The sequence below is a fragment of the Desulfobacterales bacterium genome (assembly GCA_030066985.1).
Classification (GTDB): domain Bacteria; phylum Desulfobacterota; class Desulfobacteria; order Desulfobacterales; family JAHEIW01; genus JAHEIW01.
Genome location: JASJAN010000006.1, coordinates 22,909 through 36,047 on the forward strand (window position 1 = coordinate 22,909; position 13,139 = coordinate 36,047).

The 13,139-nt window shown below is 50.7% G+C and carries 10 protein-coding genes; 4 read left to right on the plus strand and 6 right to left on the minus strand.

The window, feature by feature from the left end:
* Window position 1: 1 nt before the first annotated feature.
* Both QNJ26_04705 and QNJ26_04710 read right to left on the minus strand, forming a co-directional pair.
* Window positions 2–1,162, minus strand: coding sequence for a DUF362 domain-containing protein (locus QNJ26_04705; GenBank protein MDJ0984822.1), 1,161 nt, complete (start codon window positions 1,160–1,162; stop codon window positions 2–4).
* 161 nt (window positions 1,163–1,323) lie between these two features.
* Complete coding sequence (locus QNJ26_04710; GenBank protein MDJ0984823.1) at window positions 1,324–1,794, minus strand: universal stress protein; 471 nt, start codon at window positions 1,792–1,794, stop codon at window positions 1,324–1,326.
* Between the two features lie 132 nt (window positions 1,795–1,926).
* Here QNJ26_04710 and QNJ26_04715 point away from each other — a divergent pair, with 132 nt between their 5' ends.
* The 4 genes from QNJ26_04715 (at window position 1,927) to QNJ26_04730 (ending at window position 5,701) form a co-directional block, all read left to right on the plus strand.
* Complete coding sequence (locus tag QNJ26_04715; GenBank protein ID MDJ0984824.1) at window positions 1,927–2,718, plus strand: hypothetical protein; 792 nt, start codon at window positions 1,927–1,929, stop codon at window positions 2,716–2,718.
* 38 nt (window positions 2,719–2,756) lie between these two features.
* Window positions 2,757–3,206 carry a Slp family lipoprotein gene (locus tag QNJ26_04720; GenBank protein ID MDJ0984825.1) on the plus strand — a complete coding sequence of 150 codons (450 nt, stop codon included), beginning with the start codon at window positions 2,757–2,759 and terminating at the stop codon, window positions 3,204–3,206.
* A 107-nt stretch (window positions 3,207–3,313) separates the two neighbouring features.
* Window positions 3,314–4,582 carry a radical SAM protein gene (locus QNJ26_04725; GenBank protein ID MDJ0984826.1) on the plus strand — a complete coding sequence of 423 codons (1,269 nt, stop codon included), beginning with the start codon at window positions 3,314–3,316 and terminating at the stop codon, window positions 4,580–4,582.
* Between the two features lie 180 nt (window positions 4,583–4,762).
* Window positions 4,763–5,701 (plus strand): hypothetical protein, encoded by a 939-nt coding sequence (locus tag QNJ26_04730; GenBank protein ID MDJ0984827.1) that lies wholly within the window; start codon window positions 4,763–4,765, stop codon window positions 5,699–5,701.
* Between the two features lie 164 nt (window positions 5,702–5,865).
* Here the strand turns inward: QNJ26_04730 and aceA are convergent, their stop codons facing one another.
* The 4 genes from aceA to QNJ26_04750 form a co-directional block, all read right to left on the minus strand.
* Window positions 5,866–7,206: an isocitrate lyase gene (gene aceA / locus QNJ26_04735; protein MDJ0984828.1), complete on the minus strand. Its 1,341-nt coding sequence runs from the start codon at window positions 7,204–7,206 to the stop codon at window positions 5,866–5,868.
* Between the two features lie 281 nt (window positions 7,207–7,487).
* The gene (aceB, locus tag QNJ26_04740) at window positions 7,488–9,086 is read right to left on the minus strand and encodes a malate synthase A (protein ID MDJ0984829.1); all 1,599 of its coding nucleotides are present in this window, start codon (window positions 9,084–9,086) and stop codon (window positions 7,488–7,490) included.
* 148 nt (window positions 9,087–9,234) lie between these two features.
* Window positions 9,235–10,962, minus strand: coding sequence for a bifunctional isocitrate dehydrogenase kinase/phosphatase (gene aceK, locus QNJ26_04745; protein MDJ0984830.1), 1,728 nt, complete (start codon window positions 10,960–10,962; stop codon window positions 9,235–9,237).
* A 368-nt stretch (window positions 10,963–11,330) separates the two neighbouring features.
* Window positions 11,331–12,866: a YifB family Mg chelatase-like AAA ATPase gene (locus QNJ26_04750; protein MDJ0984831.1), complete on the minus strand. Its 1,536-nt coding sequence runs from the start codon at window positions 12,864–12,866 to the stop codon at window positions 11,331–11,333.
* Between the last annotated feature and the right edge of the window lie 273 nt (window positions 12,867–13,139).

A 13,139-nucleotide genomic window follows, 5' to 3' on the forward strand; every position in this document is an offset into this window, starting at 1 on the left:
GTTAGGCGGGTCCGATCAAGCGGTACAGCCAGGAACTGTAAAGACCGATGGCCTCTTCCGGGCAGACTTCGTGGCAGCAGTAGCAGCGGATACACTTGTCGTCATCGATAAAAGCGCGCTCTTTAACAAAGCTGATGGCTTCAACCGGACAGCCTTCAATGCACGTGCCGCAGGCGATACATCGGTGCCACATGACTCTGGGGCGGACGGTAAACGCATTTTTAAACATGGGTTCAATCATACGCTGATACCAGGGGCCCGGGTCCAGGCCAAATCTTCGGGCGGATGTCTGCGGTTGTTTGAAATCCGGCACGCTTACCTTATTGAGGTCTGCGCCAATGATCTCAATGTCTTCTATGCGTATGGGTGAAAGCCCGCGCCGTTCAGCCTCCACCAGGATGGGATTGCGGGTTCTATCCAGATTCATGATCTCGCCGGCGACCACATCCAGGGCCAGCGGATTTTTTGATCCCAGAAGCAAACCGACCGGTCGCGGATCACCCGCACCGGGGCCGTCACCCTCCATGGCCACAACCGCATCCATTATGGTTAGCCGCGGTGAAATATATGCGGCCAGATCCAGCAACATTCCGGCAAAGCGCTGTACATTATTCAGCTTGGCATGATAGCCGGGCTTGGACAGACCGGGGATCACGCCGAAAATGTTTTTGACCGCGCCGGTCATACCGGTAAACACGTGGGTTTTCATTTTGCACAGGTTAAAAACCGCCTGAGCCTCATACACCGGGGTGATGATATCAAAATGTTTGGTCAGCCGGCCCTCAGCATAAGATACCGGGCGGGCGGTTGTGTCCCAGTTGACCTCAATTTCAGCCTTTCGGGCTGCTTGGTGCATGCCGCAGGTGCGATAAATTTTATCCAGTGTTTTGGCGTTATAGCGATAGCCCCCGCCGGGGGAATCGGCGATGATTGGTGTGGCCCCCTCTTTTTTGGCCAATTGGGCGACAGCCGCCACCACAGTCGGATGGGTGGTCACCGCCGCCTCGGGCCGGGCTTCTCGCAGCAAATTGACTTTCAATACGATCTTTTCACCGCTCCGGGCAAAAAGCGGCATTCCGCCCATCAAATCCACCAGTTCTGTTAGTCTTGCCTGGATTTGTTCATAATCTTTGCACGCCACAATATAGACTGTGTTGTCCATTTTATTGTCCTTTATGGCTTAGCGATTTGGACCTAACGCCGCTACCACAATGTTCCTCTAACCATGCCAAAATCCGGGGTCGCTGTCAAATCAATCAACCACCCCGATGGATGATGAAAATCGAAAACCCGGCGCTGCAAAAGCGGATCTGCAGCCTGCGGCTACGCATCAGGCTGCGCTGCGGCTTTGCCCGGCGGGCAGTGGACCGCCAAAACCGAACAGGGGGTATCCTGGATGACCTGTTGAAGCACATTTTCTTTGAAAACGCGTATCCAACCATGACGTTTTTGAGCCGGCAGAACGATCAGATCCACATTCAGCTCGCGGGCCTTTTCAATAATGACATGCGCCGTCGGTGTGCCGGTTACCTGAATTTCGTCGACGGTAATCGAATCTTTAAATTTGTCTGGAATCAACTCTGATAATTCGGTTTGCTCTTTTTGGATCCGCTGATTCTGAACATGCTCCAATGCGCCGGCTGCAATGCGACCATGAACCGGATAGGGCGCTTTGACATGCAGCACCAGAAGGCGAGCCCGATGCGTTTGTGCCAAAGCGGCAGCGTAGCGGACGGCATACACGGCGGCTTCTGTTAATTCGACCGGAACCAGTATTGTGTCAATAGAGATCATGTCCACTGCTTTTGCCTTTGTCCGCTGGCTCAGCATCTGTTACAATTTCAATTGACGATATAAAACCAAAGCAGGTAGTATGAGCCAGAATGACGATACTAAAAAGGTTCAGATTCAACAAGGACCCTATGCATGAAAAAAGAAGATATCAAGAAACTGGCCGAAAACAAAGATTTCATACCCGGAATTTACAATTATTGTGATCGCTGGTGTGAGCGTTGCCCGTTTACCGCGCGATGCATGAATTTTGCTATGACCCGCGAGTATGACGACGATCCTGAAGCCAGTGATATAAACAATGTGAAGTTTTGGCAAAGCCTTTCTGATATTTTTAAAGTGACCCGGGAATTGCTGGAGGAAACCGCCGAGGAGATGGGGGTGAACCTCAATGCCATCGATTTTGAGGAAAGCGCGCGTGAGGAGGGCATCAGAGATAAAATTACGGAAAATCATGAGTGCTGTCGGGCCGCCAAAAAATATTATCAAATGGTCGCTGAATTTTTTGATTCAGAATATATTCCTTCCTTGCAGGTCGTCGACAAGGAACACGTTGAGAATACCGCCAAGGAGCAAAAAAGGGATGTTTTGGATGGACCGCTGACCCTGGATGAAATGGTTGAAATCATAAACTGGTATCAACATTTTATCTGCGTCAAGCTGATGCGTGCCGTACGGGGCACGCTGGGCAATGAAGAAGAGGAATGGGAAGATTTTCCAAAGGATTCAGACGGCTCAGCCAAGGTGGCGCTGATTGCCATCGACCGCTCCATGGCCGCCTGGGGGCACATGCACCGCTTTTTCCCTTCGCACCAGGATCAAATTATGGACATCATCGTGCTCCTCGAGCGGTTGCGCAACCGGACCGAAACCCTATTTCCAGAAGCCCGCAAGTTTGTGCGGCCCGGATTCGATGAAACCCATTAGTCCGTTTACCAATCCGTTTGCATATCAGAGGTATCATAATGAAAAAATGCTTCAGCATACTGGGTATATTGATTGTCGGCCTGGTTTTTACATCCTGCGGGGGGCAGCAAACCAAATTTAAACCTTTAATGCAGCAAGTAGACAACCGGATCGGTGAATCGGTCACCCTCGGTGGTTATATGCTGGACACCCGCGCGGCAGACAACCAAACGCATATCATCGTGCTGCAGGCGCCGCTTGGGCTGCGTGGCAGACCCCAATCCGAAGATAAATCTCAAGGGCGGTTTGTGGTTGTTTATCAAGGCAGGCTGGATCCCAATGATGTCGGTCCCAGACGCAAGCTTACAGTGACCGGTAAAGTCCTCGGAACCGCACAGGAAAAAATCGCAAACTGCCCCGATCCCTGTTTGATAATTGAAAACAGCGATCTTCATGTTTGGCCGCAATATGAAGAGCAGTTTTGGGGATACCCGACAGATGGTCCCTGAACTTAAAATGTTGCCCGCCGGGCCTGTTCATATTTGCATTTTGAGAGCAACCCGTACTTTAAGCGGCCGGTCAATTTGGTTTAAAAAACGAACATCTGGAATGGAAATTGGAAACTTATCGGTTGGGCAATCTGACGGTCGTCACCGACAAGCAAGGGGCTGTGCGCTATACCAAAGCCAGTTATCCGGTCCGCTACGGCAGGTATGGTGAGATCAAGACTGCGGATTACCTGTTTGAGATTAATTTAAGCGGTGAAATTAAAACCATCCGGGGATTGAACGGCAGCTGGCCCCATCCGGCCGAATGGCTCAAGCGCACCGCTGCCAATGACTGGGTGTATTATTCGGTGGGCAGATACCACCGGCTTTTTTCCTTTTTAGGTGAATATTATCTTCCCTGTCTTTCTTATCCGAGCAACTCGCCATGGACGTATGATCCGTTTGACGACCTGCATATCCAAAAGGCGCTGACGGCGGGGTCCCGGCTGCAAGCAGACCTGCGACCGTTGCTAAGGAACGGCATTCCCGCAGGCATTAAGGATTTTCTGAGCCCCGTTGTCCATAATGATGCCGACAGCTTGGATTTGAAATCAGAAGAGCTGCATCGATTTATCGGGGGGCCGGTATCGGTGCTGCCGCCGGACACCCGTCACGTGGATTATGACGTTATTCCACTGATGGTCGCAGATGGTTGTTTGTATGATTGCGGCTTTTGCTGTGTAAAATCCCGGCAGCGTTTCCAGCGCCGGCCGCAGTTTAATGTTGAGCGGCAGATCCAACTTTTAAAGGGTTTTTATGGGGCTGATTTGCGCAATTACAATGCTTTGTTTCTGGGCAATCATGATGCCCTGGCCGCCGGAAGCGAATTGATCTGCCATGTGGCTGCCACAGCTTATCAGGTCTTTGGTTTTGAACGTTCCTACCTTAAAAATCCGGCCCTTTTCTTATTCGGCAGTGTGGATTCGCTGCTAAATGCTGAAAATAGGCTGTTAGAGGAGCTTAATCGACTTCCGTTCTACTGCTATATCAATGTCGGACTGGAGTCGGCCGACGCCGCCACCCTGACGCTGATTGGCAAACCTCTGGATCCCAACCAGATCAGAGATGCCTTCCAGAAGATGCTGGACATCAATCGCCAATATCTGAACGTTGAAGTCACCGCCAATTTTTTGCTCGGAGAGCACCTGCCGCCGGCACATCATGATGCGCTGATTGACTTGATTCGCAGTAACCTGAGTCGCCCATACAGCAAAGGCGCCCTTTACCTGTCACCCTTGAATACCAGCCTCAATCGGGCTGAACTGCTGCACCAATTTATCGAGATTAAAACCAAAAGCTGGCTGCCCACTTTCCTTTACTTGATTCAGCGGTTGTAATCCCCTGATCAGATATACTTGCTGAACCGGTATTTCGTTTCTCTGCCGTTCCACCCAGGGTTTGTAAAATTCAAATCGCTGCGTCTGCGTTGACAACCATCAGGATCGGTCAAAGATTTATGTATCCAAAACCATTCATAATGGTTTTTTCAGACTTACAAATTGCAAATGGATAACCTGATGAACAAAGCGCATTCTATGATAGGATGGTTAATTTCGGTTGCCGCATTCACTATCATTCTGGGCCTAATCAGCTGCAAAGGCCTTACGCCTGAAAAAGAAAGGGTGCCAACCTATCCCTCACTCTGGGAGCGTGCTAATGAGGATTTCCAGCAAGCCCTGACAACTGCACTACGCGAGGAATTTCGTGGTCAATACGCACGCGTCGTTGAAAATAAAAAAGCCGCTTTTGTTGTGGTGGACATCACCGATTTGAAAAATCCTAAGGTCGCCAGCATCAATCCGGATGTCATGCTATATGCCGCCAGCCTGCCCAAGATCGCCATTTTGCTGGGCGCCTTTGTCCAGATCGAGCGCGGGGAGATGACGTTAAACGATGAAACCCGGGCTGCCATGACGCGTATGATCCGCAATTCAACCAACAAAGATGCCACCGACATTCTGAACCAGGTGGGTTTTGAAAATTTGGCCCAAATTCTACAATCCGACAAATACCGCCTCTACGATCTGCAACGCAACGGCGGGCTGTGGGTCGGTCGCGACTACAGCGGTGGTTCCCGTTGGAAAGGAGACCCCTTGCATAATATTTCCCACGGTGCCACCGCCATGCAAGCGGCCCGATTCTATTATCTGGCCGAGACCGGTCGCCTGGTTTCGGATCAATATCAGGCCGACTTGGTTGAAATCATGTCCAGGCCCGGCATCGGTCATAAATTCGTAAAAGGGGTCAGACAATCCAATCCCGAGGCTGAAATTCTGCGCAAATCCGGCACCTGGAAAAATTTTCATGCCGACAGCGGTATTATCGTCAATAAGGCGGAGGGGTACAAATACATCATCGTGGCCTTGGTGGAGCATCCGGCCGGGAATGACGGGCTGGCGCGCTTTGCAATGGTGGTAGACCAGACCATGGACAGCCTATACAAATCCAAGAACTGATATTTATGCTTTTGCCCACCCAAAAAGGGACATCCACAACATAGGATGTCCCTTTTTGCTCTTTTATACATGAGATTGCATCCGCCTGCGGCGGGCTGATGATTTATGCAGCGACCGATTGCAGATTATCTGCGGCCCCCTCAATCATTCAGGATGCACAAGCATCAAAACTGGGCTTCTTCGGTGGACCCCTCCAGGGCCTCCACCGAACTTTCGCCTCCGGTCACACAGTTCATGACACGGTCAAAATACCCGGTGCCCACGAACTTTTGATGGGTAATGGCCATGTAGCCGTCATCTTTGCCATGTGCAAATTCCTCCTGCTGGAATTCGGAGTAGGCCTTCATGCCCTCTTTGCGGTAACTGAGCGCCAGCTCGAACATGCCCAGGTTAAGGGCGTGAAAACCGGCCAGGGTGACAAACTGAAACTTATACCCCATGGCGCCCAGCTCCCGTTGAAAAGTGGCGATTTCACTGTCAGCCAGATTGCCCTTCCAGTTAAAAGAAGGCGAGCAGTTATAGGCCAGCAATTTGTCCGGATAATCGGCCTTAATCGCCTCGGCAAATTGCTTGGCCTGTTTAAGATCGGGGGTTGACGTTTCACACCACACCAGATCCGCGTAGGGGGCGTAGGCTCGGCCGCGAGCAATGGCCGCTTCAACGCCGTTTTTCACAGGATAGAAGCCTTCGGAGGTGCGTTTATCATCGATGATAAACGGTCGGTCTCGCTTATCGATGTTACTGGTTAGCAGATTGGCGGCATCGGCATCGGTGCGTGCCACTAATAAGGTCGGCACCCCGCAGACATCGGCTGCCAGGCGGGCCGCGATCAGCTTGGTGATAAACTCCTGCGTGGGCACCAGAACCTTGCCGCCCAGGTGGCCGCATTTTTTGGCGGATGCCAGTTGATCTTCAAAGTGCACCCCGGCCGCACCGGCATGGATCATCTGTTTCATTAATTCAAAGGCATTCAGGGGCCCGCCGAAGCCGGCTTCCGCATCGGCCACGATGGGTGCAAACCAATAGGGGCCGCGCTTACGGCCGTCGAGCACCTGGATTTGGTCGGCGCGCCGCAGGGCATTGTTGATTCGCCGCACGACTTCAGGAACACTATTAGCCGGATAAAGACTCTGGTCGGGGTACATCTCACCGGCCAGATTGGCATCAGCCGCCACCTGCCAGCCGCTCAGATAAATGGCTTTAAGGCCGGCTTCTACCTGCTGCACGGCCTGGTTGCCGGTCAGCGCTCCCAGGGCCGGAATGTAATCCTCGTTCTGCAGCAAATACCACAGTCGCTTGGCACCGGCGGTGGCAAAGGTATATTCAACTTTCAGCGTTCCACGCAGTGCCAGGACTTCCTCAGGGGCATACGGCCTGGTAATGCCTTGCCAGCGCGGGTCGTTTTCCCATTCGTCGCGCATGATGGCAGCATCATCCACATCAATTTCGTGGCATGAGAGCCGTTCACAGAGTTCCATGGCCTTTTCTTCTATTGTTTTTGGCATTGTTATCTTCCTTTCGTTAGACCCCTACTTGGATTATGCATGAAATAGATGGAGAATGTTTTAATACAAAATATAGGTTGTGCTTGGTTGTTGCACGGGTCGGAGGCTTTCATATGCAAGGCATTTAAGGGCGAGGCTATAGTGAACTATGCCTCGGCCTTAATAACGCAGCAGATTGAAGCCTCCGTCTCGCCCGAAGGGTGAAAATAGATGAGAAATAAAAATAGTTATTATCCGATTTACACAATAAGTAGAATATTCTCATATATTTTCATGCGACATTAGTCCAGGTATTCATAAGCCACCAGCGTTAAAAATTCTTCCAGCTCTTCATTGGCAATAATGTCGTCGAAAAGCCGGGCGGCCAGCTCATAATTGCCTGAGGCAAAGCGTTCTTGACCCATCGTTTGTTTTATCTTCTGCAATTCTTCGTTCATGACTTCCCGGAACATCTCAAGGGTGACCTTGCGGCCGTCCGACAACACCCCATCGGGATGATGAATCCATTGCCAGACCTGGGTGCGGGAGATTTCAGCCGTAGCGGCATCTTCCATTAAATTATAGATCGGAACACAGCCCAGGCCGCTGAGCCAGTTGGCCATGTATTGGATGCCGACATCGATGTTGGTGCGCAGCCCTTCTTCGGTAATGGTGCCTTCAGGCACTTTTAACAGGTCGGCGGTGGTTACGGTGACGTCTTCGCGCAGTTTTTCAATCTGATTGGGCTGGGGCATGATCTTATCAAATTCATCTTTGGCAATTTGCATCAAGCCCGGATGCGCCACCCATGTTCCATCATGACCGTCTGAGGCTTCGCGAACCTTGTCTTCCTGCACCTTTTTCAGGGCGGCTGCGTTGGCATCCGGATCATTTTTTATCGGAATCTGGGCCGCCATGCCGCCGAGCGCATGAGTGCCGCGTCGATGGCAGGTTTGGATGACCAGCAAGGAGTAGGCGTGCATGCAGTGCCGGGTCATGGTAATCTGGGCGCGGTCGGGGAATATGTAGCCCGGCACGTTTCTAAAGCGTTTGATGAAGCTGAAGATATAATCCCAGCGACCGCAATTTAAGCCGGCCATATGATCCTTAAGCTCGTAGATGATTTCATCAACTTCAAAGGCGGCTAAAATAGTTTCGATCAAGACCGTGGCTTTGATGGTACCGTTGGGAACGTTGAGCATTTCCTGGGCGCGAACAAAGATATCATTCCACAAGCGGGCTTCTAAGTGGCTTTCTATTTTCGGCAGATAAAAATAGGGTCCGGTCCCTTTGGCCAGCAGGGCCTTGGCATTGTGGAAAAAATACAGCCCGAAATCAAATATGCTTGCGGAAATCGGCTCCCCGTCAACAGCGACGTGTTTTTCAACCAGATGCCAGCCCCGCGGTCTGACGATCAAGGTAGCAATTTCGGGGTTTAGCGCATACTTTTTCCCCTGCGGGTTGACAAACGTAATTGCTTGGTTGACCGCATCGCATAAATTGATTTGCCCCTCGATGGTTCCCTGCCAGGTGGGCGAGTGGGAGTCTTCAAAATCCGCCATATATGTGCTGGCACCGGAGTTGAGTGCATTGATGATCATTTTGCGATCCACCGGTCCGGTGATTTCCACGCGTCGATCCTTCAAATCATTGGGAATCGGTGCCACCTTCCAAATGCTTTCTCGAATTTCCTGAGTTTCCTCCAAAAAATCGGGCAGCTTTCCGCTATCAATTTCAGCCTGTCGCTTTTGACGGTTTTGCAGCAGTGTTTTGCGTTGAGACTCGAATTCGCGCGCCAGGGCGCCAACGAATTGAAGGGCTTCTGGGGTCAGAATCCGGGAAAACGCTTCATTCACAGGGCCGAGTACTTCAATACCATCTATTTTAATGGGGTCGCCCATGGTTTATGTCCCTCCTTTGCAGCTTCTGTAGCTTTGAAGAAGATTTTAAGCTCGATTTGAGTCGAAGTCAACGGCCTCGTTTAGTTTGAAATTATCATTTTTGACAGGGTCATCCATATATTTCTTGGAAGATTTTTTAGAAGTTATCTTAAAACAGCCTTCGGCTTTCAGCGTATGGAAATATATGCGGTAATTTGCCGGCTTTGATGGCCGCTTGAGCCTTATGCCAGAAAGCGACATCCAGCAGATCGGCGTGGTGATCTAAAAAAATTTGCAATAAATGATCGGGCAGGCCCAGAAAATGTTTAAACTCCTGCGGAAAGACATCATTTTCAGCAACGGCATACCAGGGCTCAGATGCCAGATCGTCATCATAGCTGGCCGATGGCGGTATGCTGCGGAAATGACAGTCTGTCAGCGGGCAAATTTCATCGTAGTCATAGAAAACCACGCGACCGTGGCGGGTGACGCCAAAATTTTTCAGCAGGATATCACCGGGGAAGATATTGCTGACGGCCAGATCTTTAATGGCAGCGCCAAAGTCGATCACTGCTTCGCACGCCGCAGCCGGAGCTGCCGTTTGCAGGTAAATGTTTAGCGGCGTCACCCGGCGTTCGACATAAGCATAGGATAAAATCACCTGATCTTTGTCAACCTTTACGCTCTTTGTAGCCTCGGATCGTAGCTGGTCCAGCAGCTGCGGTGAAAAATGACAGTCATCCAATTTTAAATATTCAAAATCCTGCGCATCGATCAGTCGACCGGCGCGATCATGTTTAAATACCAGTCTGTATTTTTCTTTAACCTGTTGATGGGTGACTTTTTTGGGCCTTCCAAAGCGATCCCGGATGATTTTAAACACCAGATCATCATTGGGCATATTAAAGACGATCATGACCAGACCGCTCTCGCCGGGGGATATTTCAAAGCGCTCTTCGCGGCATTCCGACAAGTGACCCAACAGCTCCTGGTAGAGCACGGTTTTACCGTGTTTGTTAAAACCGATGGCCGTATACAGCTCCGCAACGCGCTTATGCGGCAAGATGCTTCTAAGAAAGCCGATTAAGTCATCAGGGCTTTCCGACATTACATGGAAATACGACCGCGTAAAGCTAAATAAAATACTGATATCGGTTTCCTGCAGCAAAACCGCATCCACGCAGATGCCCGCATCAGAATTCAACAATGCAATGGCCAGTGGAACCAGATGCGGGCCGTATTGGATGCGACCGATAAGATAAGCGCCCATCCCGCGATAAAAAATGCTTTTGGCGATGTCAATGCGATCAATCTCAGCCGGCAATTCCCTTTTGTCCAGGTGCGCTTTGATTCTGCCGGCCACCTGCCTGGCATCCTGTTCATGGTTTTGAAATCCGGTTGGCAAGGGACAGGCCAAAATTTTGCGGGTCAAATCAACGAGCGATTTTTCGCCTTTATACGACCGATATACTGTTGATTTTGGCGAACCAGGGGATGTGGCACCATCGGTGTCGACAAATTCAATTTGCGGATTCACACCGATGGTGGCAAATATGCGTCGCGTAACGGAATTAAAAAAGGTTTCCGCCAGCTCCCGGTCCTGACGTGGGCTCACCAGCCCGGCGAATTCCGCCTTTAAGCCAGACCAGAGCAGTTTGTCTTCTATTTGATCACCCAGCAATTTGCGAATTGTGATTTCAACACTGTCGACTTCATTTTTATAGATATCCAAGCGTGCGGCGGCATCGGTGCGCATACCCTGCCAGTCAAGCGCTTCGAATTTTGATTGGGCACGCTTGGTGACCTCGTCAAACTGTGTCCGGTAGCTGACAAAGGTTTCCTTAATCGCTCTGGCAGCTTCTTTGGCGAGGCGGTTATTCGTATCTTTTCGAGGCATATTGATAAATTGTATTGCGAAAGATCGTATTAAGAAGCGGGTCTGTTTTTACTATAAATTTAATGGGGATCTTAATTTTATTCGACAATTTTTTCAACTGAGATCGACAATAATTTGTTGGAAAAGCGGGGAAAGGGTGGCGTCCGATTTAACTCTCTTTAGTCCGGTAACAGAAATTAACAAAAAATTACGAATAGCTGTCTCAAAAATAACAAGTCACGCTTATCGGTTGGCCAGTTGAGTCCGCCTCCGGCGGGTTGAGCCCGGAAAAAGAGGAATATCATCTAATTTCATTTTAATAACCGGCTAACGGGACAACGGGAAACGGGCATAACCTTGTGTGTTAGATGCATTATTGAGATAGCTTTTTATTTGAATTGACGGCCGCGGTCGAGATTGCGGTATTGGATGGCTTCGGAGATATGGGCGGCGTTGATATCTGCAGATTGTTCCAGGTCGGCAATGGTACGGGCAATCTTAAGGATGCGATTGTAGGCCCGGGCAGACAGCCCCAGTTTGTCGATGGCCGATTCGAGCAGGCGACAGGAGGCATCGTCAACCCGGCAATGACGCTTGATGTGGCGACTGCTCATCTGGGCATTGCAAAAAATTTTGGTGCGGGACAGGCGGCCTGCCTGAATCCGGCGGGCAGCGGCCACGCGCTGACGAATGGTTTCAGAGGCTTCGGCGGCATAATCCTGCATCAGGTCCTTATAGGGCACAGCCGGCACGTCCACATGCATGTCGATGCGATCCAACAGCGGCCCTGAAATCTTGGAGCGGTAACGGTGGATTTGCTGATGGGTGCAGCGGCATTCGTGTTTGGGATCGGACAGATAGCCGCAGGGGCAGGGATTCATGGCGGCCACCAGCATAAAATCGGCCGGATAGGTCAAGGTTGATTTGGCCCGCGAAATGGTCACCTGCAAATCCTCAAGCGGCTGCCGCAGCACTTCCAGAACGTGTTTTTTAAACTCCGGCATTTCATCTAAAAATAGCACCCCGTTATGCGCCAGGCTCACCTCACCGGGTCTGGGGATATGACCACCGCCGATCAAACCGGCATCGGATATGGTGTGGTGGGGTGCGCGAAACGGCCGGGTGGTCACCAAAGCCTGTCCTTTGGATAACAGACCGACAACACTGAATATTTTAGTGGTTTCCAATGCCTCTGCAAAGGATATGGGCGGCAGGATCGTTGGTAGGCGTTTGGCCAGCATGGTTTTTCCGGAACCCGGTGGTCCAATCATCACCAGATTATGGCCACCGGCGGCAGAAATTTCCAAAGCCCGTTTGGCATGCTCCTGACCCATAACCTCGGCATAATCAATGGCGTAATGACTGTCATTGGCCAACAATTGGTCGATATCGGTGGACTCTGATGTGATTCGGGTAAATCCTCTTAAAAACCCCACAATCTCAGACAGCGTTTTGGCCGGCAACACCTCGATATCTTGGATCACCGCAGCCTCACCTTTGTTCTCATAAGGAACGATGATGGCCGAATAACCGGCGGTTTTGGCAGCCAGAGCCATGGGTAAAGACCCTTTTACCGGCTTGATGCGCCCGTCCAAAGAGAGTTCGCCTAAGATAAGATAGTGGGAAAGTTGATCCTGGGGAATAATACCGGTGGCGGCCAAAATACCCAGCGCGATCGGCAGGTCAAAACCGGTGCCTTCTTTTTTTATATCCGCCGGCGCCAGGTTTACCGTTATGCGGTCTGCTGGGAAATGATAGCCGGAGTTGTTGACCGCCGATTTGACACGTTCTTTGCTTTCCTTGACCGCGGCTTCCGGAAGACCGACGGTTGTGAAAGTCGGTAGACCGGAAGTGATATCCACTTCCACCTCCACCGGATAGGCATCGATTCCCAGAACGGCACTGCTGAGGACTTTGGCAAGCAACAGCCTTCTCCCTTGCTTTGGGGTAACCGGATGGGCCGGATGGCCGATTGCAGACTGCTGAGAGCTATAGCAAATCTAATTGTCGGCGACAATCTTTTTTGTTGCGCTCTTCTCAAGGCCCCTGCCACCTTATACTGGTATGACCCTGGCACTGCTGTAGCAGCCAAATCACTTGCTATTTAAGTAAGTTTCGGCTATTTATTACTTAAATCGTGCATGAAAATTAATAAAAGAATTATATTCATCCTAATCACAGCAGGTATAGCCAGCAGA